General features: G+C 49.0%; 15 protein-coding genes and 2 pseudogenes. 8 read left to right on the top strand and 9 right to left on the bottom strand.

From position 1 onward, the window contains the following. Window positions 1–3 precede the first annotated feature (3 nt). Complete coding sequence (locus tag G367_RS26890; protein WP_020415187.1) at window positions 4–153, bottom strand: hypothetical protein; 150 nt, start codon at window positions 151–153, stop codon at window positions 4–6. Window positions 154–376: 223 nt separating this feature from the next. Between G367_RS26890 and G367_RS0121240 the strand changes: the two genes are divergently transcribed. Continuing rightward, complete coding sequence (locus G367_RS0121240) at window positions 377–1,177, top strand: potassium channel family protein (protein ID WP_020415186.1); 801 nt, start codon at window positions 377–379, stop codon at window positions 1,175–1,177. 124 nt (window positions 1,178–1,301) lie between these two features. Here G367_RS0121240 and G367_RS0121235 read toward each other — a convergent pair whose 3' ends face one another. Together G367_RS0121235 and G367_RS27020 are read right to left on the bottom strand one after the other, a co-directional pair. Further along, entirely contained in the window at window positions 1,302–1,766 is a 465-nt protein-coding gene (locus G367_RS0121235) for an FAD-dependent oxidoreductase (RefSeq protein WP_342664473.1), read from the bottom strand. 33 nt (window positions 1,767–1,799) lie between these two features. Beyond that, window positions 1,800–2,360, bottom strand: a pseudogene (locus G367_RS27020) (FAD-dependent oxidoreductase); the annotation flags it as partial. A gap of 389 nt (window positions 2,361–2,749) precedes the next feature. Between G367_RS27020 and G367_RS24600 the strand changes: the two are divergent. Together G367_RS24600 and G367_RS0121220 are read left to right on the top strand one after the other, a co-directional pair. After that, window positions 2,750–3,118, top strand: a complete 369-nt coding sequence (locus G367_RS24600; RefSeq protein ID WP_169337144.1) for a putative quinol monooxygenase — start codon at window positions 2,750–2,752, stop codon at window positions 3,116–3,118. 469 nt (window positions 3,119–3,587) lie between these two features. Next, window positions 3,588–4,142, top strand: a complete 555-nt coding sequence (locus G367_RS0121220; protein ID WP_020415183.1) for a hypothetical protein — start codon at window positions 3,588–3,590, stop codon at window positions 4,140–4,142. 373 nt (window positions 4,143–4,515) lie between these two features. Here G367_RS0121220 and G367_RS26885 read toward each other — a convergent pair. From G367_RS26885 to G367_RS0121190, 6 genes and pseudogenes are all read right to left on the bottom strand, one after another. Next, a pseudogene (locus G367_RS26885) lies at window positions 4,516–5,145 on the bottom strand (NAD-dependent epimerase/dehydratase family protein). 140 nt (window positions 5,146–5,285) lie between these two features. Next, on the bottom strand, window positions 5,286–5,774 hold the full coding sequence (locus tag G367_RS0121210; RefSeq protein WP_157533705.1) for a hypothetical protein: 489 nt from the start codon (window positions 5,772–5,774) through the stop codon (window positions 5,286–5,288). 317 nt (window positions 5,775–6,091) lie between these two features. Next, entirely contained in the window at window positions 6,092–6,358 is a 267-nt protein-coding gene (locus tag G367_RS0121205) for a hypothetical protein (RefSeq protein WP_020415179.1), read from the bottom strand. 131 nt (window positions 6,359–6,489) lie between these two features. Beyond that, window positions 6,490–10,185 (bottom strand): efflux RND transporter permease subunit, encoded by a 3,696-nt coding sequence (locus G367_RS24585; protein ID WP_020415178.1) that lies wholly within the window; start codon window positions 10,183–10,185, stop codon window positions 6,490–6,492. 16 nt (window positions 10,186–10,201) lie between these two features. After that, on the bottom strand, window positions 10,202–11,230 hold the full coding sequence (locus G367_RS0121195; protein ID WP_157533703.1) for an efflux RND transporter periplasmic adaptor subunit: 1,029 nt from the start codon (window positions 11,228–11,230) through the stop codon (window positions 10,202–10,204). A gap of 78 nt (window positions 11,231–11,308) precedes the next feature. Continuing rightward, a complete protein-coding gene (locus G367_RS0121190; RefSeq protein ID WP_020415176.1) occupies window positions 11,309–12,631 on the bottom strand; it encodes a TolC family protein in 1,323 nt (440 codons plus the stop codon). 368 nt (window positions 12,632–12,999) lie between these two features. Between G367_RS0121190 and G367_RS0121185 the strand changes: the two genes are divergently transcribed. From G367_RS0121185 to G367_RS0121165, 5 genes are all read left to right on the top strand, one after another. Next, the gene (locus G367_RS0121185; protein ID WP_020415175.1) at window positions 13,000–13,707 is read left to right on the top strand and encodes a TVP38/TMEM64 family protein; all 708 of its coding nucleotides are present in this window, start codon (window positions 13,000–13,002) and stop codon (window positions 13,705–13,707) included. Then, on the top strand, window positions 13,707–15,950 hold the full coding sequence (locus G367_RS0121180; RefSeq protein ID WP_020415174.1) for a hypothetical protein: 2,244 nt from the start codon (window positions 13,707–13,709) through the stop codon (window positions 15,948–15,950). Before G367_RS0121185 ends, G367_RS0121180 begins: the two co-directional genes overlap by 1 nt. Then, a complete protein-coding gene (locus G367_RS0121175; protein WP_020415173.1) occupies window positions 15,947–17,221 on the top strand; it encodes a glycosyltransferase in 1,275 nt (424 codons plus the stop codon). Before G367_RS0121180 ends, G367_RS0121175 begins: the two co-directional genes overlap by 4 nt. Before the next feature lie 9 nt (window positions 17,222–17,230). After that, window positions 17,231–19,654 (top strand): endonuclease/exonuclease/phosphatase family protein, encoded by a 2,424-nt coding sequence (locus G367_RS25830; RefSeq protein WP_020415172.1) that lies wholly within the window; start codon window positions 17,231–17,233, stop codon window positions 19,652–19,654. 193 nt (window positions 19,655–19,847) lie between these two features. Then, window positions 19,848–20,531, top strand: a complete 684-nt coding sequence (locus G367_RS0121165; protein ID WP_020415171.1) for a Bax inhibitor-1/YccA family protein — start codon at window positions 19,848–19,850, stop codon at window positions 20,529–20,531. Window positions 20,532–20,538: the final 7 nt, after the last annotated feature.

The following is a 20,538-nucleotide window of genomic DNA, read 5'->3' as shown; positions in this document are numbered from 1 at the left end:
CGCCTACAATTTGGCTTTCCAGGTGCTGCGATCAATGCTGGTGACTGTTGAGGTATTGCCCAGACCTGCGCCGCTGAGATAACTGGAAAGTGCTGTTTTTGCATCGCTGTAGTTGGCTTTCTCAGTAGTGATACCGTAACTATTGGCCTGCATTTTGGTATTGTAGAACCTGCCCCTGAATGGTGAAAGTGCCGAAAATCAGGTTTCCCATGATAAGTAAACCTCCACCAATGAGTGCCGCCAACGGCCTTCTAAGGTATGCTCACGGCAATCCTGATCCGCATGGGCATGACTAAAGGAAAAGCATGTTTTACTTACACATGGAGAGTCTAGAATAGAAATAAGCGCCTTAGACTAGAAATCATGGAATGGATAAATGACTCGTTTTCTTTCCTTCCTGACCTGGAAGAAAATACTTTTAGGTTACTTCTCAGTCATTTTTATTTTTGCTGCCATCTATAGTAGCTGTAACTCCTGCCTCAATGAGCAACTCGGCTTTTCAAAGAGTATCTACTTCAGCATCGTAACAATTACGACATTGGGATACGGAGAGATTTATCCGGTCAGCAAATTTGGCTTTCTGCTGACCTCCATGGAAACGCTACTTGGAATTGCAACCTTCGGCTTACTTCTCAATGAATTCACCAAATATCAGTCTGCTCGTCAGGAAAAACTAAGACAAATTAAAAGAATTGGACAACTGAAAAATGCATACCACTATTTTAGGGTCCACATAGCTGACTACTGCACCACTGAAATAAAATCGGCAACACACAAAGAAAAAACTCCAGCACCGCATGACATGATGGGCTTTAGGGAATATCTTGAGGCCAACAACAAAGTAAATATCAACATTATCAAGCAAATACTACCAAGAAATCCCAGCTTCCGACTAATGATAATGACTGAGTATAAAATATACGCCAGGCAAATAGAGCTGGCTTGCTTAAGCATAAACCTTCACGATACAAAGCTATTAGATTTCTTTTACAGTCATATAAGCCAATCTGTACGGCTTGAAGGACTGAGTAGCGCCACGGAAACACTATCTGAAATTATATTAAATTTAATCAACGACATTATGGCGGGCATAAGCCCAGATGGAATCAGGCGCGATCATGATGTATATATGGACTATATCAATTCCCTAGAATCTCATGTCAGAAAGGAGCTTTAGACCATTAATAGTGTCGCTATACAAACTATAAATATCTTCCACCAGATAGATAAGACCAACCAGCAACGAAAATCCTATAATGGCCATATTAGTGAATCAAACTTCAGTTCAAATGATTAACACTCTACAACAAACCGGCTGAGTCTTCTCTTAACAAATGGTAGTACTTAGCTGCCGCCAATACTGTATTGAACTCCATTCTTGCAACCAATGTTTTCGCAGTGACGATTTTTCTACCGCACTCAATGATCGCTATAACTTTTTTATCTTCCCTATGCCGAAACTCTGAATATCCATCCATCTGATTTCCAGCCATACGCTTAGCCAGCTCAACTGCATCTGCAATCCCCTGGTTCATCCCCCGTCCACCTACTGGAGTGCGGCAATGAGCGGCATCCCCAACCAAATGTATCCTGCCCTTTGAAAAGCTTTCAGCTTGGCGAACGGAGATTTTAAAAACACCCTCCCTTCGAACTTTGTGTATCTTCAGAGGCAGCGGAAATGCTTCCAAAGCATTCTCACAACTGGATACAAAACGAAAGCGGTTCTCTCCGATCGGCACAGATACCGCGACTAAACCAGGTTTCATTTGTGTTAAGGTAAATGTTTTTGAGTATGGCCAGTTTTCAACATCAGCTATTGACCATTTCTCTTTCAAATCAAAACCCGGATAGGCAATATTGGCACATTCCCTGACTGCGCTGTGAATACCACCAGCCCCTACAATATAGTCGAACGTTTCATTCTCTCCAATGGAAAGTTCCGCCACTACCTGATTACCCTCTTTATTGAACTATAAGAGTTTAATCTGATATTCGACTTGAACCCCCATGGCCGATAAGGTTGCTGAGAGGATCATCTCTGTCCTATCCTGGGGCAACCCCAGAATTGTAGGAAAATAAGAGGAGCAGGGGTGGAGAGGCATTCTCATAACCAGGCGTGTTCCCTGATAAATGTAGGCCTCTTGGATAGCAATACCCTCCTCAATAAGCTGCCTGGAAACGTCTTGCGGAGAAAGCAGCTCAAGGCTGCGAGAGGTAATACCCAGGGCACGGCTTAACGTTGACGAGCTATCACATTTATCAATGATCCTTGCGAGAATGTGCCTACGGGCTAGTTCCACTGCAAGCGTAAGACCGTTGGACCTGCATCTACAATTAATACCCTCACAAAGTTCCGGCAAATTACCTCCTCAAAAAGATAGCACGATCAGCGAGGGGGACATTCTGCAATTAACCTTACGAACCACTAATAGCTCATATCTAATAAAAGCTCAAAATATATTGCCTGACTTATTCGTCATCCTTATTGGCCAGCTCTAGAGAGTGTCCTCTTTATTACCAATGAGTTTTGTAACTTCTCTTGACCGAGGTGATTTATTGCCTAGCACCTGTCCCGCAGAAAGGGGGTGAGACCGACAAGGAAATTTTTAAAGGGCAAGAGCCATATATCCAATAGCCCCATCTAGAATACAGCTGTGTTAACACAGTTTTTAGAATACCAAGAGCACTATTTCTAACTCTCTTGGCAAATGTGTAAGCAGTAATGTCTTTCGGTAATGAGGTAGCAGGCATGTTTAACAATGTTGGTTGGATTATCGAAGGGAAGATCAAGAAAGGACGTGAAGCTGAATTTAAAGCTATCGTCGATGAGATGGTAGATGCGACTAAAAAAGAAGGTGGGACATTGAACTATCAGTACTATGTGACTGATGATGGGAAAGTACTTATTTATGAACATTTCAAGGACTCGGAGTCCGCTCATAAGCACATAGATTCCTGGGATGCCTTCGCCGAGCGGTGGATGGCGGCTGCTGAGCCAACACGCCTTGTTCACTTGGGAGATATGCCCCAGGAGCTGAGAGAACGCCACTCAGGCTTGAAATCGATCCTGTACCATCCCTATGCAGGCTTTGATCGTTCCGAGGGAAAACTCCACTGAGTTCAGCTCAACCTAATTTTACCTGACATAGTTTCACCAGTCTGGTCGGTTGCTTTATCAAGCACAACCAGCTGGTGAACATAACCATTACAACAAAAATTAGCCTTTGCTACCATTGCTGAAGGCGTCCCAGCTCTTGTTAGAATTGTTGTCTTTATCATTCCCGACCCATAATTTTCTGCCCTATATATCATCGGTAATTTGTCATTCGCCACCACTGAGCACTTAGTAGTTGTGGTGCTTGATGCCGTTAACAGAGGATGGAAAAGTGGGCGATGCGGCTATGCTTCAGAACCAGTAATATGGCAACTCCACTAAGAGCCCACCCCTTCCCAAGCCTGAAAGTACAAATCTTGAGCAATTAGAGTTCCACAACTAGACGACCAAAAAAGAGGCTTAATTCCTGCATGCGACACCAAATATGAGATACTCCCTTGCCATGAAATATCCATCGCATCAGGGAAGGTATATGACCAAGCTCGCAATCACTCTGACGGCTCTCTTGTTAGCCGGCTGCAGTGCGACAACAAGCCTTACACAGAAAAGCTCTGCCGAGGTCCGGCAGGGCGTGACAACAATACACAGTACTATTGGGAACCCTGGAATCGCCTACAGTGGCCCTCCAATGCAGGCGACCACTGACGGTTCAGACCTCAATTTGGTCTACTACGAACTCCGTGCTTTTGAGCCTGAAACTGGCGGTTCCATCCGTTACCGCTTGGTCATCGATATTACTTATAGGGTAAGTTGGCGTAACTACGTATCCGCAGCCTTTAGTGGTAGAACAAAAGTCAATGTGACCCAATTAGAGAAAAGCGTCCTTAACTGCACAAGTGTTACCACTTGCATGCTCGAAGAGACATTAGAGGTTCCTTTAGAGGAAGAGCAAATAGTCAGCGCGCTCAAGCGCAGAGAGTCCCTCAGGGTGAAGCTCAGGGCAAAGTCGGGTCACCGCTCCGTAGTTGAGATCCCAACATCCTACCTAATGGGCTTTTACGCAGCTATTGTAAATCGGCAGGGGTAAGCGCAACTGGGGCCGCGCAAACCCTGTTCGCGGCCTATTCTCCCCCCCCCCCCCTCTGGGCACGACCTGGCTATGTCGCCTGCACAGTCTTCTTTAACCCCTTCTCTACCGTTTCTGGTGGCCTCCAACCTAACAACCTCTTTGCTTTTCTTTATATTCACCCGTAGGGAACCGCATAATCGCTCAGCCATAGCTCTTTTTCCAAGCAGAGAAAGCCCCATAATCAACAGGGACTTTGTCACTGGCACCAGTCGGGAACGGTACCCCAAAGCGTTTGAAAGCCGGGTTAACAAGTCGGAGAGTGACATATCCATATCATCAGAAACCAGGAAGATCTGGTTTGCAGCCTTTTGGAGCGCAAAACAAGTAGTGATCAGGTTATAAACAGAAACCACAAACTATGACGGTTATCTATTGCACCTAGTGATAGAGGTAAACCCCACTTGAGCCAGGACATCATCGATTGAAAGTTCGCTTTCACTCCAGGCCCATACAGTAACGGAGGTCGGATAATCACTACCTCCATACCAGTCCCCTCAGCCAACGCCAATAGGGCATCTTCTGCTTCTTTCTTGGAAGTTCCATAGGGATCCACCCTTCATCTGCATTAAAGGGAGGCCGGCCCTCAGGTAGATTCCCCATTAACCTTGATCAAACTCAGATAGATAAAACTTCTTACTCCAGCAGAGGCTGCATCACTGGCCAGCTTTAAGGTGCCCTCAACATTAACTTTTCGAAACTCTTGAAGGGGGTCCGCAGAAACTTCCTGCTTCACATGCACCCTGGCGGCAGAGTGAATCACCACATTAATATTCTCCAGAGCCCTACACCAGTTAGTTTCAGCACTCAAACTGTCTATCTGGAAGCCACCTTCTACTGCCTGACGATATACCGAGGTTACGGTATAGCCCTTCCTCCTTAAAGTCGGTGATAAAGCACTCCCCACAAAGCCACTGGCCCCAGTTAATAGTAGATATTTTCCAAAAGACCACTCGCGCCCCAAAAATAGTATTTGTTTGTTAGTTTACCTTTGGGCTGAGAACAAGTCATCGTGTGGGACTAATCGGGATTTGCCATAACAATTCATGCGAGGAATGTAATTAATAGAAGGAGCTACAGAATAAGATTCATTTAAAACATAGATCAGTGAATATCGGAAAAGTCTGTGTCACAACTACGTCGCCGGTTCCTTTCCGCATTCTTCAACCGGGCCCTTACATTTTCCAACGCCCGTTCGTGGGGTTCGGCTGTTTCCCAAGTACCCCAGCGCTTTTCCCAGGCTTCACGAGCGCGTAAGCAGGAGATAGCTTGGTGGTAGTGCCATTTTGCCTTATTGCAAGAAGAGAGCCCCTTTGGCGACTTGCGATCACAGATATGATGATAACGCTTATGGGCCATTTGTGCCTTAAAGTCCTTCTCAGTCACAGCATCGAAATGCCTGATTGCCGGCGCTCTCTGGCTGCGTTGTTTAGCTACATTCCCAGAGGAGCGAATTATTACAGCTCCCAATAATTCTGCCGAGGCATATCGAGAGCAACTTCTATCAAGGCCATGATAAGTGAGAAGTGACGGGGATATCACAACAGTTTCCAGGTCTAACAGGCCGGCGAGAGTTTCCAGGCAACTGATCAATGGCCCTCTCCCTTCTACCTTTCTACAATCCTCAAGACTTGCAGTACTGGCAAAAAGTGCAGGAGTAAATAACACGGTTAGAAATACAATAAAAACAGCGATATGGGCACTCAGAACTAGCTTTGTGCCCAATCCAATTGCTGATTTGAAAAGCCCTAGGCCCCGGGTTATCGGGGGCTGAAAGCTGGTTTGCGATGGCCGTGGATAAGCCAGCAACAGGAAAACCCTCCGGAGCTATCCATATTAGAATTTCAAGCGAAAATTCTAGTGTCTAGGGATAACGTTTCCAAAGTAATTTAGTTCTATCCGGTTCTCCACTACATATGCTTCTTCAGTTCCTTATGGGTTAGTACCGGGGTTACCCAGATCTCTGCTCCCAACACTGCAAAAAAATTTTCATTGTAGGCCATTAATTTATCTTGGCGTTTTTCCTCAAAGATAAAAATTGCTGCCCGCTTACCATCCTCTAGAAAGAAGAATGACGACTCCGGATCTGCTGAAGCGACAAATTCATTGAAAACAGCAGACATGGACTTATCAGCTATAGAATTGTTACCTGGTTTTACCGGTATCAGAATTTTCATTAGAAGGCGCATGGAGAATCCTCACATTTTTGTGTAGAGAGAACTGGGTCCAAACATAGCTAATGCCGATAGCGTCAAGCTGCAATCGGCGACAATTCCCTATATTTATACTTTACGGAAAAATGAGAAGATTAAGCTGTCACAGGGATGTCGCCATCTCCTTCCTTTACACCGCGCTCCTCCCAACGGATCCACTTCAAGTCCACGACCATGATCGTATACAAAACTGGCACCAACAGCAGCGTACCGCAAGTGGCCAGGATCAAGCCGCCAATCTGAGCAAAGCACAATGGCTGCCACAGAGGACCGCCATGGACAGCCAGAGGTACCAGAGCAAAAGTAGTAGCTGAAATAGTGATCAGAATTGGACGCAAACGCATAATGCCGGCATCCAGCAAGGCTTCGCGGAAGGGGTCACCTACGGCATGACGAATTTCAATAAAATCAAATAACACTATGATATGGCTGACGATTACTCCCACAAGACTGACAATGCCCAAAAAGGCCATAAAACCAAATGGCTGACCAGTTACATAAAGAGCCAGTAGTGCGCCCACCATTCCAAGTGGCACCGTAGCAAAAACAACTAATGGTTTAAGCAAATTACTGAACTGAAACACCAGAGCCAAAAATATTGCACTGGAAGAGACACAGAGAATCATCAGCAGTTGCAGAAATCCATGTTTCGCATTTGCCGCGTCTCCAGAGACTTGCAACTGGTATCCGCTCGGTAAAGTATTTTCCAGTTCATCTAGTTCATCTTTTACATCTGCCATAATATCAGAGGAAATAAAACCGGCATATGGAAAAGCAAAGACCGTTATTGTTCGGAATTTCTCAAGGCGATGAATTCTCTCAGTTCTAAATCGGATACTTGTTTGTGCTACTTGCTCTAGTGGCACCCGAACATCGCTATCTGCAGAGAAGACATAGAGGTTATTAATATCTTCAAGCTGACCTCTCTGATCCAACCGTAAGCGAGCGACAATAGGTATTTCTTTATCTCCCTGTCGCAAGGTAGCCACTTCTGTGCCATTAATTCCGGTTGAGGATGCGAGTGCTATATCTGCATTGGTCACACCAGACATTGCTGCACGATCCTCCATTACATTCAGAAGCAAAGTCAGGCTTTCACCTGACCAGTCCTGGCGAACTGTTCTCGCATAAGGCGACTGCTGCACTATTTCTTTTACTTTTTCAGCTGTCTGGCGAAGCAAGAGGATATCTTGCTCTTCCTGCACTGAACCAGTTGTAACACGCCCGGAAACCCTAATTGCAAATGGATAAGTCACTGGAGTAGTTTGCAACTGGCGCACATCTAAATAGGCACCTGGAATATTTTCAGTTAGCGCCTGCTGAATCTTAGGGGCCAGCACCGGAGTCAAATCTTTGTTACTCAGCCTGATGATAATTTGTCCGTAATTAGGCTGCTGTTGCTGCGGGTTAATTGTATACCAGAATCTCGGCGCCCCTCCACCAACAGTGGTACTTAGGGCTTCCAAAATTGAGTCATCTCTCCCTATCTCTTTCTGATATTGGGCAATTGTCTCACGAATAATCTGCTCCGCCTTGTTTGCCACACTATCTGTGGCATCAATGCTGGCATCATTTTGCAACCAGATATCCACATAGGAAAGATATTGAACATCATCTGGAAAAAACGCATTTTTAAGCTGGCTTTTTAATGCAAATCCACAAACTAGAATAACCGTGGTGGTCAGTAGAACTAGTTTTCGATGATCAATTGCCCAACCAGCCAAACGATAATAATGACCTGTAAGGCCTTGCTTACGCTTCAGATCAAGACTCAGTTCCTTGACTTTTGGTGGTCGCAATATAATGTTGGCAATAAATGGCAAAAAGGTCATGGAGACAATTCTCGACGCTATCAAAGCGCAAGCCATTACAACTGGCAGACTATGTAAAAAATCTCCCTGATTACCGGTGAGCAGCAGGAATGGCAAATAGGCCACCACATTGGTCAATGTTGCAAAGAATATCGCTTTTGCAAGCAACGTTGGCCCTAACCAAGCGGCTAAAAATGAAGGTTTTCCTGCCGCCATTTGTCGTTTGATTGCATCCCCGGCCACTACGGGGTCATCAACCAACAAGCCAAGTGCGATAATAAGCGCGGCAATTGATACTTGCTGGATGTCCACGCCCATAAACTGAATAAAACCAAAGGTCATGGCCAAGGTTATAGGTATTGAAATCATTAATAATACCGCTGAGCGCCAATCTGAAAATCCGATGAAAGCAACAATTACCACGAGGATAATTGCTTCAATTAATGCCTCAATAAATAGACCCACACTCTCTTTAACTTGGCGAGGCTGATCGGACACTCTCTCAATGATTAAATCTGGAGGCAAGTCGACCTTAACCCGCGCAAGGACTTTATCCAGAGCTTTGCCAAGTTCACCTATCTGCTCACCATCTAACATCTGCACAGACAAGTTAATACTGCGGTGACGATGCCAATTACCCTGCTTATTTTTATAAATATAATAATTGAGTAAAGTCGGCGGTGATTCATAACCCAGCGTAACATCAAGAATCCCCCTCAAATATACCGGGGTTCCATCCTCACTTAATGCAACAGGGACATCGCCAATTTCCTTATAATTATTAAAGTCTCCACTGGGAAATATAGGGATATCCATATTCTCTACAGTTAGAGTACCCCCGGGTATTATATTATTCCTGGCATTCAAGATTGGGGCAATCATATCTGGACGCAAATCATAAGAAGCCAGCCGCTCCTGGGAATAAATCAAATTAACCTGTTGATGTAATACACCTGAACGCAAGACACGCTTCACCTGAGGAAGTGTGCGAATATTCGCCGCAACAAGCTCCGAAAAATCATCCAGCTGCCGATAGCTATACTTAGCTCCAGCTACCATAGACAAACGAGCGCGAGTGCTAGCCAAATCCCTTACAATAATTGGCTGCCATGCGTCGGGAAAAAAAGTTTGTGCGCTCAACCGCTGAGTTAGAAATAATTTCCTAGCTTCTGCAAGTTGTTTATCGCTTTTATCAGAGAAAAAATCCACACCTACAAAACCTGGGCCATGGAGTATTTTGAAATCGGCCCCGTAGCCCTCTAACTCCATCCAGTTAGAAAAAACTTGAAGTGCTGCCTCTGCATTAATACCCGCAACAGAAAGTGGTAACGCGACTACCATACTAACACGCTGACCTACTTTTTGTTTCTCTTTCTCCCTGTTATTACTGGCATTTTTAGCGCGAATTTTAGATAGGGCTTCGCGAATAGTCTTAGCACGCAAAGCTATTTCATCCGCTCCTGCTGGCGGGCTAGCAACAGCCAACAAAACTGCAGCAGTATCACCAAATTCAGTATTCAGCTGGGTAGACTCTACCCCAGCAGGCAAAGTATTTTGCGCATCAATTAGTTTCAAGTTGAGGTCGTTAAAAGCTTTTGTGACATCCGTATGAGGAGCAAGCTGGGCTTGCACCATGGAAATACCATTTAAAGTTAAGGACTTAACTCCAAAAGAGCGAGCATCAGGCTGATACAAATATTCACTTTGAGCAATAGCATCTTCAATTTGTTTGGTAACTAGTTCCTCTACCTTGACCGCACTTTGTCCAGGCCACGTGGTTGTTGCCATTGCAATACGAACAGGAATATCTGGATCTTTGCTCTTCGGCATAAAAAAATAGGCGAAAACCCCCCAAAGCATGACGCCTACTAAAAGTGCCCAGGAAATAGAGGGGTTATCAACAAAGAAGCGAGCAGTATTAAATCTATGCTCACTCTCCGCTTCAAGTACTTCCTCTCTTGTTTTTTTATCCTGATACAAGTTTCTCAACTCCTTATCAAGGCACTACTCTTACCTTTTCACCATCCCGCAGCTGTGCAGCCCCATTAGAAACAACGCGCTCCCCCATCGACAAGCCATCTAAAATAACGATACTATTGCCAAGAACGGGACCAGGAGTCACCCTTCTAATTCGCGCCCTAAGTATCTCTTTCTCTAATTCAAGAACATACACAAAGAATCCTTTTCCTTTGACTGGATTCGTTAACAAGCAGGAAAGTGGTACAACCACCCGATTTGGTGGGCTTTTTCGTTTTGCCAACGCAAGAGACATCACCATGCCAGTTTTTAGCTCTGCATTTGAGTTAGCAACAGTTACGGTGACAGCAAAAACCCTAGTACGGACTTCCGCCGCTGGAGAAACTTCAGTTACTATACCGGTAAAGATTTTCTCAGGTAGGGATTGTGTGCGCATTGAAAGAATGCTGCCTAGTTTAGTATAGCTAAGCACTACATCTGGCACAGTAAAAACCACTTTCACTCTTGAAGTATCAGCAACAACAAACCCCACTGCTTGTGCATGTACTAAACTGCCCACTTCTATCTTGCGCTGTAGAATTATTCCCGTTAATGGTGAGCGTAATACAGTATCGTTCAGATCCTCCTTCGCTTTATCCAAGTGTGCTTTAGTTCCAACCACCGCTGCCTGAGCTACTTCGAACTCTTCACGCGCGGTATCGTAATCTGGTGCAGTTATACTGGCTGTGGCAAATAATGCTGAAGCGCGTTTGTAATCTAAGTCCGCCTTTCGGCGCTCCGCCTCAGCCTTACTTACATTGGCTGCAGCTTCAATTACCCGATCCCGGTACTGCTCATCATTAACTTCCGCAAGTATCTCCCCCTTTGTTATGTGGTCCCCGGCCTGTAAAATCCGAATTTCTCCCTGTGCCTTGCGGGTTGGAATATCTTCTATATAACCCTCTGTCCTAAATGCCACATCCACTTGAGTGTAAGGATTGACTACAGCTGAATAGGGATACCCTTCAGCACCGCGCTCAGTGCGCGCTACAGCTACCTGAACAGGCATGGGCTGCTTTGCAGGCGGTTCTCCATGGCAACTTATAAGCAAAAATGTAAAAAAAAATAAGGCTAAAGGTTTAAGCACTTAAACTTCCCCCAATGCCTTTTCATACTCTGCAAGGGCACCCCAAACTGAAAGTACAGCGCCGTTGTAATCGCTATTGGCTCGATCAAGCTGGGTTTCCGCCTCCAGCACATCGGTCAACAATGCGGTTTGCTCCCGATAGCGATTAATCATTACCCGGACTTTTTCCCGGTAAGCCGCTTGAAGATCACGTGCAACTTTTACAGATTCCTGCGCAGTACGCAGTTTACGGAGACTCTCCCGCACCTCTATCTCAATACGATTACGTACCTCTGCCATTTGCACCTCAGCGCCCGCAATTTTGCTCGCGCGACTTGCCAACTCGTCCCTCTTCCTCCCCCAGTCATAAAATTCCCAACGCATATCCAGGGATACATAAGCTTCGGCATCTGGAATCAAGCGTACGTTGTAAAGTTTGAGATAGCGAAATTGAATATCTATATCCGGTATATATTCCGATTTCTTGATGTCATAACTGTATTCGGCTTTTTCAATTGCCAGCTGTGACTCAATAAAGTCAGCCCGCTGTTCAAAAGCCAACTGAAGTGACTCCCCCATATCAAAGAGAGCCGGAGGGGGTACCGAAAGGTGCTCAATACTAAACGGTGTTTCTACATTTCTGCCAAGTAACGCATTTAACCTCTCCTTGGCGGTGATCATCTCATCAACACGCCGTTGACGCTCTAGCTCTCGCTGAGCAAGCCGGGCTCGCACATCCAGCAATTCATATTCCAAAGCCACTTGCTGGTCGACATAATTCTTAACCAAATCACTCAAGGAACTAAGAAAAAGTATGGACTCATCTATGGCCTGTAAGTCTCCGAGTATTTTCCCCACCTCGAAGTACTGCAATTTCACTAAATAGGCCACATCCTGTTGGGTCCACCGCACTTTTTGTGCCGCCATTTCGGTACTCACGTAACCTTCACAGATTTCCAAAGCAATGGTGTACAAGCGGGTTAAGGGTTGGCGGACCCCGAGTGAAACCAACTCGGTCGTTCCCTCTTCAGAGGTAATTTCGACATTTACCGGTGGAATAGGCCCAATTTCTGAATCGGGAACCAAACTGCCCTGAGGAAATGTATAGTTTTGAGTAGTAAGGTTATGCTCCACAGCTGCATCCAGTTGAAGGCGTGGGTAACGACGGGTTTTGAGCGCTTCGACCATATCTCCAGCCTCATCAACTTCCAGCGCAGCGCCCTGCACTCGCAAGTTGGTCCTAATTGCTGTTTGCACAGCTTCATTTAAAGGAAGCACAGGCTCGGGGGCAGAGCTCCAGGCAGCGCCGAAGAATATCCATATTGCGAACCCGCCCTTGAACAACGATCACCCCTATTCCGGAAACGGCACAAAACTGGTCAATGCGCAAATAATTAAGATCGAATAAGTATATGTGCTGATCGCCTTGCGCTAAGCTGTGGGGCCCATCCCAACGCCATCCTGTTGTCGCCCTTTTTAAATTTCTTTTCGCAATTATGGACTTAGCTTTTATTAGGCTGGCTTATTTAATATCTCATGACGACGCCAGTTCTTTTCTAACGGGAATAGGCCAAAAAATAGATGGGTAATCGCTAAGAGGTCAATTCCATCACTGTCACGCCACAAGGAAGTTTCACCTGCCGTTATCCATTGGCTAGGCTAATAACTGGCGGCAATCAAAACCGCCCGTTGTTGGTTCCCCGAGCAGTTCTATGGCGGCGAAGTTTCTTCCAATAGTCGTTTTTTTCATCTGCCTGATCGCCGTGGCTGGGGCACTGAGCCTGATTTTTTATTTTGATTTGGATGAACGGCTGATAGAACTACTGCAATGGCTCAATGAACGGGGTTGGCAAACCAGCCTTCTCTATATCCTCATCGTGGCCGCAGCAATCGTTTTACTGCTACCCGGCGTGATCTTCACCATGGGGGCTGGATTTGTTTTTGGGGTTATTAAAGGCACTATCCTGGTGGTGGCCGGCACAGTTCTCGGCGCCACTATTGCTTTCCTTATTGCCCGCTACCTGTTTGGTGAAAGGCCATCACGCTGGGTGATGTCGCACATCAAGCCCGCCACCATTGGCGAGGTCATCCGGCGGGAGGGCTGGCAGATGATTATGCTGACTCGCCTGGTGCCGCTGTTTCCATTCAAGCTGTCCAATTACTTTTTCGGCCTGACTCCGGTGCGGCTGAGGGATTTTATCCTAGGCAACACTCTTGGAGTGATTCCCCTCACCCTACACAACGTCTATGTGGGCTCTATCGCCGCCGATCTAGCCTCACTTGGCAAAGTGGAGGAACGCACCGCAGTCCAGTGGACGCTCTACATCATGGGGTTTGTTCTCGCAGTGATCGCCCTGATCGGCCTGACTCGCATGGCGCGGCGCGCATTAAAACGAATCGTAAAAGAAGAGGACCTGTGATGCCCTGGATGAAATGGTTACCGTGGCGTTTCTTCGTACGCAGATTCGCAACTGCCCACGGTTTCCTTGACCCGCTTACATTAATGGCACACCTGCAGCGCTTTGCCGAGCCCTCTGAGGTCAGCGAACCAATTGAGCTGTTGCGTGCTGGGGCAGTCTTTCATGCCCGCGCCCTAATCAACAGTAAGGTTATCCAACACAACCTGGATTGGGTCTGGCCATACTGGATCCAGCGCCAATTCGATCCAAGGGACAAGTCATTCATCCCCCGCGCTTTTTCCATTACTCACTGCAACCTCAGCCACCGCAACTGGACGGCAGTAGGCCTACCAGACTGCGATGAGTTGCCGGTTATCGACCCTCGCGGCCTACTCACTCCCCATTACGATGGCTGGTCCATTGATGCTTGGGTAATCAGTGATACAGGCGATGTGCTGACTCCCGCCAGTCTCACCTACTGCGAGCAACACCAGGAGCTAGGTGACGATATTTCGGTGGTGACAGAATCAGCCCTAAAAAGCCTGAAATTGCGCAATTGTATCCGGGTTGAGACCCGACATGGAAAACCCCACTGCGTGATGGATCTCACTGCCAGCTGCCGTGATAGTGGATGGTTATTGGTGGCACTGCGGCCATGCAATCCCGAAGGAGTCAGCTTCGTGCACAAGGTAAGCTTGGAAGAGAGCGGAAGGCGCTGGCTAATTGAGGACCAGCCCGCTGTTGAATTCGGGCAAGCAGTGGACAAACACTTGGCATCCAACTATCGCGGCGGCGATATCTATTTGCACCTGAAGGATGAACACGGATGTATGTCTGGTGAGTGCGATGTCGGAATGGCCACGGCAGCGGCCATGTTCCGGATTGAACGACACAAGCCACTCAAACTGGATGTATCCATTCCCTTAGGAGAGGAATCTCATACAGGCCAGCCGTCGAGAACTTGGAAAGAAAGCCTGAAAGGGCATTGCACCCTGCAGGTCCCGGATAGGGACTTCCAGTTCTTATATGATTCGGCAATCCGCACATTGATCCTACACTCTCCCTGTGATGTCTACCCTGGGCCCTATACCTACAAGCGTTTCTGGTTCCGTGATGCGGCCTTTATGATTCAATCCCTATTGTTCGCTGGGCTCACCAGTAGAGCCGAGCGGGCCCTGGATCAATTTCCCCAGAGACAAAAACGCGATGGTTTTTTCCACTCCCAGGATGGCGAATGGGACTCCAATGGTGAAGCTCTGTGGATTTTCGATCTCTATTGCCAGCTGAATAACAGGCCACTAAAACAGGCCTGGTGTGAATCAATACTCAAGGGGGCGCGCTGGATTATCAATAAACGCCTACCCGAGGACGGAAGTCTCTGCGCCGGTCTGCTTCCCGCCGGATTCAGCGCAGAGCACTTGGGCCCCAACGACTGCTATTACTGGGATGACTTCTGGGGAGTGGCTGGTCTGCATGCCGCAGCTTCAATCTGTACTAGGGAGGGCATCGACGATAACGCCCACCGTTTCAATACCGCAGCCGGTGACTTTCAAAACACCATTGACCGCAGCCTTGCCGAGGCGCAGAAGAGAATTGGCCGCGCAGCAATGCCCGCCTCTCCCAATCGCCGCCTGGATGCCGGTGCCATTGGCTCCGTTGTTGCCGGTTACCCCCTGCAACTCTATCCAGCGGATGATGCCAGGCTCACTGATCTAGCGGACTTCCTGATCAATAACTGCTTTGTCAGCGGAGGTTTCTTCCAGGACATGATCCACTCGGGGATCAACGCCTACCTGACCCTGCATATCGCCCAGGTCTTGCTGCGTGCCGGCGACCGGCGCTGCCTGGACCTAATGCGCAGTGTGGCACAACTCGCCTCCCCCACAGGCCAATGGCCGGAAGCCATCCACCCCCATTCCCTAGGAGGCTGCATGGGGGATGGTCAACACGCCTGGGCCGCAGCTGAATGGATAGCAATGCAACGGAACTGCTTTGTTCGCGAGGAGCAGGATGCCCTAATCCTGATATCCGGGCTACCGCCTGAATGGCTCAAGGATACTTCTGCCAGGAAGCCTATTCTGTTCGGCCCAGCACCAACCCGGTTTGGCGTCATCTCCCTGGAAATTACTCCTGGCGCCATCCCGAAAGTATCCTGGAAAGGAGAATGGTACGGAAAGGCACCGGCTATCGCCATCAAACCCCTCGGCTTTTCACCCACCCTGGTTGGCGAGGGCCTGAATTCCGTAGAGTTGAAAAGTCCATGAACATCGTGATGTTAACCAATACCTACCTGCCCCACGTCGGTGGCGTGGCGCACTCGGTCGCAGCATTCAGCGAAGAATACCGCAAGCGCGGTCACAAAGTGCTGGTTATTGCCCCGGAATTCGCCGAGCAGGTAGCCCGCGAGGAACATGTATTACGGATCCATGCGATACAAAACTTTAACGGTAGCGACTTCTCTATCGCTCTACCTTTTTCTCTCGCCCTAAATGAGAGGCTCGATGACTTCAAACCGGATATTATCCACTCCCACCACCCCTTCCTATTGGGCCTGACGGCACTGCGAATTGCCCGCGAACGAGAATTACCGCTGGTTTTCACTCACCACACACTATATGAACACTACACCCATAATGTGATGGCCAGCTCCCCGGTTGTTAAGCGTTTCGCCATAGAAATTGCTACCCGCTACGCTAACCTGGCCAACCTGGTACTCGCTCCAAGTCTCAGTGTTGTGCGGCTACTGCATGAACGCGGCGTACGGACGCCTATTGCAGAAGTGCCTACTGGAGTTCACGTGGAAGAATACTGCGGCGGTGATGGTAGGGGTATACGAAACCAATTGCATATTCCCGACTCAGCATTTGTAGTGGGACACCTCGGCAGATTTGGCCAGGAGAAAAATCTGCCTTTCCTCTGTGAAGCAGTAGCCCGCTTTATGCACGACCGGGAAAATACCCACTTCCTATTGGCGGGAAGTGGGCCACTGGAAGATGACCTGCGTGACTTTTTCACCCAGCAAGGCCTGTTACAACGTGTACACATGCCAGGCAAGGTTCTCGGTACATCACGGCGAGATATGTACGCCGCCATGGACACCTTTGTCTTTTCCTCAACAACAGAGACTCAGGGCCTTGTCCTGTCTGAAGCAATGGCCAGCGGGGTTCCAGTCATAGCTCTGGAGGCCAATGGAACCCGGGAAATGGTCAAGGACAGAATCAATGGACGGCTACTCAACAACACCGACCTTGAACATTTTGTCTCTGCCATTCACTGGCTACATGACCTACCTCCGGGAGGCCGCAGAGAGTTAATTTACCAGGCGGTAAACACCGCCAGGGATTTCTCCATGAGAAGCTGCGCCCAGCGCGCGCTTGACCTTTACCAACCCCTGGTAAAAAACAATACCCAGCCAAGTCGGATCCACCCAAATCAATGGGGAAGGATATGCAAGTTAATGGGGGCACAGTGGGAAATTATCGAAGGCCTAACCGGAGCCGCTGGGGCAGCACTGAGGCAGGCACCGGAGCAGTAATCCCGAGCAATGTTAAGCCGTATTGGACTCTCCGTCAGGCGTTGGCGCCGTCGCTTCAGTCGCAGTGAGTGGATTGCCTCTCTACTGGGTCTCTCCACCAGCGGACGCCAACCCCATGCACCGGGGCTGATCCTGATCCAGATTGATGGACTGGCTTACCCCGAGTTACTCAAAGCTCTGGCCAGAGGCCGCATGCCCTTCCTAAAACGGTTGATCCGGAAGGAACATTACCGTCTAGAACATATGTACCCTGGAGTTCCCTCCACCACGCCCGCTGTTCAAGCGGAACTCTTCTATGGAGTGCGCCAGGCGGTGCCCGCCTTCGGCTTTCTGGTACACGAGACCCAAAAGCTTGGCCGCATGTACGATCCGGAAGTGGCTGCATTAGTCGAAAAAAGGATCAATACCCAACAGCGCGACCCACTTTTAAGCGGTGGCAGCTGTTATCTCAGTCTGTTCCGTGCCGGAACCAAAACCGGTGAAGCCCATTTTTGCCCCGCCGACCAGGGCTGGGGACCCGCACTGCGCAGTGCCAGCCCACTAACCATCTGCATACTGGTGCTCAGTAATCTATGGAGCCTGATTCGCACCGGCGCTTTGATCGTGGTGGAACTGGTTCTTTCCCTCATAGATTGCGTACGCGGTTTAATGCAGGGGCAAAACTTCATAAAGGAATTGATGTTTATCCCAACGCGGGTCGGCATCACAATCCTCACACGAGAGTTTTGTACTATGGGCGCCAAAGTCGATATTACCCGCGGCCTGCCCATTATTTATGTCAATCTACTGGGTTACGATGAGCAATCGCACCGCCGCGGTCCTCGCTCGGCTTTCGCCCATTGGGTACTGAAGGGTATAGACGATGCCATAGCGCGTATCTGGCGCGCTGCCCATGCCTCAGACCGCCGCCACTACGATGTATGGATCTTCTCCGACCATGGCCAGGAACAAACCCAACCCTATGAGGAGCTGTATGGCCGCAGCCTTGGCGATGCCCTTTCAGAAATCCTTTCCGGACTGCCAAAACCACCACGAATCGAGCCAGGCCAGAGTAGACGTGGAGTCCAGCTGGAGCGGGCGCGACTGTTTGGCAGCGAATGGATGGATAAGGTTGAACTTGAGCGGGCGCCGGAACAGGATGCCAGTAAAACCCCGCTGGCACTGACCGCCTTGGGGCCCCTGGCAATGCTCTACAACCTGGACCTGGATGGTAACAGCCGCGCAGATGTGGCACGCATGATTGTAGAGAAGGCCCACGTGCCATTGGTGCTCTACCGGGTGGACCCAAGTTCTCCCTCATCCCCTGTCCACGGCTGGTGGAAACATGGCCCGGTGAGTCTGCCAAAGGATGGCCGCGAGCTGATGGGGGACGAGCACCCCTACCCCGAACAGGCTATCGACGACATGATCAGCCTTTGCAGTCATCCGGATTCCGGCGATTTCATGATGTATGGCTGGTGTTCCAGTGAAAAACAGCCGCTGACATTCGCTATGGAAAATGGCAGCCATGGCGCCGCTGGCCCCAACGAGACCCATGCTTTCGCGCTGATGCCAGAGGATATCCAGCCACCAGATCCGGGGCTGGGCTACTGGCGCCCGCAGGATCTACGCTCTGCCGCCCGGGCCTATCTGCGTGGCGCACGTCCGATGAAGCTGGACGAACACAGGTCGCCGGAAAGTACCCTAAGAATCATGACCTATAACGTACACAGTTGCCGGGGTGTGGATGGCACCCTCTCCCCGCAACGTATAGCCAGGGTAATCGCCCGCTACCGCCCAGACGTGGTGGCATTGCAGGAACTGGATGTAAAGCGTAAGCGCAGTGGCGGCCTGGACCAGGCGGAACGGTTGGCGCGACTGCTGGCGATGGATGTGCACTTCCAGCCGGCAATCAACCTCAACGAAGAGCGCTACGGCGATGCCATCCTCACCCACCTCCCGGTGAAACTGGTCAAGAAAGGGATACTGCCAGGCCCCCCTAAAGGTAAGGGGCGCTTGTTTAATCCAGCTGCTGATGAACCCCGCGGCGCAGTCTGGGTGGAGATTGAGCACAACGGCAGCAAGATCCAGATCATTAACACTCACCTTGGCCTCTCCAGAGCCGAGCGATTGCGTCAGGTGGATGCACTGCTGGGGCCTGAATGGCTTAGCAACCCACGCTGCAAAGGCGAACGCATCTTACTGGGTGACTTTAACGCCCTACCGGCCTCGGCGGAGTGTAAGCGCCTCGGAGGTTACCTGCGTGATGCTCAAGAGCAGGCCCCCCGGCATACACCTAAAGGTACCTTCTTAAAAGTGCGAATTGATCATATTTTCCTGAGCGCCGGCTTTGCGGTAAAAAGGGTGCGTGTTCCCCGTACTGCCCTCACCCGTCAGGCCTCTGATCATCTACCGTTAATCGTGGATATTGAGCTGCCTTTTCGACCCTCGTAACGTAAATCCCCTTGAAAAGGCCCGCTATGCCCCTATTAATTGCAGGAGAAGATTCGACTAAAACCCTGTAAAAATTGAGGTTTTTCGAATTTAACAAGAATTATAGCCAGCGCTTAAAAGGGATTTCCCGACTTGATGGTCCCCACCGCGAGCTATATGATTCCGGTATCGATTAAATAGCAGGAGTCGCTAAATGCAACCACAAGCTTATACAAATACCCGCGCACTGGACCGCTCGGAATCGGCGAAGGTGTTGCGCAATACCTACGCCCTTTTGGCAATGACTGTACTTTTCAGTGCCGTCACTGCAGGAATCGCCATGGCCGTTGGCATGGGCCGTGGCATGGGCTTGATCTGCTCTCTAGGAGCCCTGGCCCTGATCTGGTTTGTACTGCCGCGCACCGCAAATTCCAGCGCCGGTATCGGCGTTGTTTTCGCTTTCACCGGCCTGTTAGGCGCTTCCATTGGCCCAATGTTGAACCACTACCTGGGCCTAGCCGGGGGTAGCCAGATTGTTATGCAAGCCCTTGGCACCACCGCACTGATCTTCTTTGCCCTTTCCGCCTATGTGCTGACAACCCGCAAAGATTTCAGTTTTATGGGTGGCTTCCTGTTTGTAGGGCTGATTGCCGCCGTAGTTTGTGGCCTGGGCATGGTGATTGCCAGCTTCTTTGGCATCTACATGCCGCTGGCCAGTGTTGCCCTGAGTGGGGTTATTGCCCTGCTGATGTCCGGCTTCATTCTGTATGACACCAGTCGTATCATCAACGGTGGTGAAACCAACTACTTGATGGCCACTACTTCCCTGTACCTGGACATCCTGAATCTGTTCACTGCTTTGCTGCACATCATCGGATTCGCCTCTTCCGACGACTAATCAGCAG

Source organism: Microbulbifer variabilis ATCC 700307 (genome assembly GCF_000380565.1).
GTDB lineage: Bacteria > Pseudomonadota > Gammaproteobacteria > Pseudomonadales > Cellvibrionaceae > Microbulbifer > Microbulbifer variabilis.
Note: the sequence above shows the minus strand (reverse complement) of the source record. Positions and strands in the feature narration are given on the sequence as shown.

What these genes read in the sequence shown, in the direction of transcription:
- G367_RS26890 (WP_020415187.1), bottom strand. Translation starts at nt 153, where the DNA reads ATGCAGGCCAATAGTTACGGTATCACTACTGAGAAAGCCAACTACAGC.
- G367_RS0121240 (WP_020415186.1), top strand. Translation starts at nt 377, where the DNA reads ATGACTCGTTTTCTTTCCTTCCTGACCTGGAAGAAAATACTTTTAGGT.
- G367_RS0121235 (WP_342664473.1), bottom strand. Translation starts at nt 1,766, where the DNA reads ATGAAACCTGGTTTAGTCGCGGTATCTGTGCCGATCGGAGAGAACCGC.
- G367_RS24600 (WP_169337144.1), top strand. Translation starts at nt 2,750, where the DNA reads ATGTTTAACAATGTTGGTTGGATTATCGAAGGGAAGATCAAGAAAGGA.
- G367_RS0121220 (WP_020415183.1), top strand. Translation starts at nt 3,588, where the DNA reads ATGACCAAGCTCGCAATCACTCTGACGGCTCTCTTGTTAGCCGGCTGC.
- G367_RS0121205 (WP_020415179.1), bottom strand. Translation starts at nt 6,358, where the DNA reads ATGAAAATTCTGATACCGGTAAAACCAGGTAACAATTCTATAGCTGAT.
- G367_RS0121195 (WP_157533703.1), bottom strand. Translation starts at nt 11,230, where the DNA reads ATGCCTGTTCAGGTAGCTGTAGCGCGCACTGAGCGCGGTGCTGAAGGG.
- G367_RS0121185 (WP_020415175.1), top strand. Translation starts at nt 13,000, where the DNA reads ATGGCGGCGAAGTTTCTTCCAATAGTCGTTTTTTTCATCTGCCTGATC.
- G367_RS0121180 (WP_020415174.1), top strand. Translation starts at nt 13,707, where the DNA reads ATGCCCTGGATGAAATGGTTACCGTGGCGTTTCTTCGTACGCAGATTC.
- G367_RS0121175 (WP_020415173.1), top strand. Translation starts at nt 15,947, where the DNA reads ATGAACATCGTGATGTTAACCAATACCTACCTGCCCCACGTCGGTGGC.
- G367_RS25830 (WP_020415172.1), top strand. Translation starts at nt 17,231, where the DNA reads ATGTTAAGCCGTATTGGACTCTCCGTCAGGCGTTGGCGCCGTCGCTTC.
- G367_RS0121165 (WP_020415171.1), top strand. Translation starts at nt 19,848, where the DNA reads ATGCAACCACAAGCTTATACAAATACCCGCGCACTGGACCGCTCGGAA.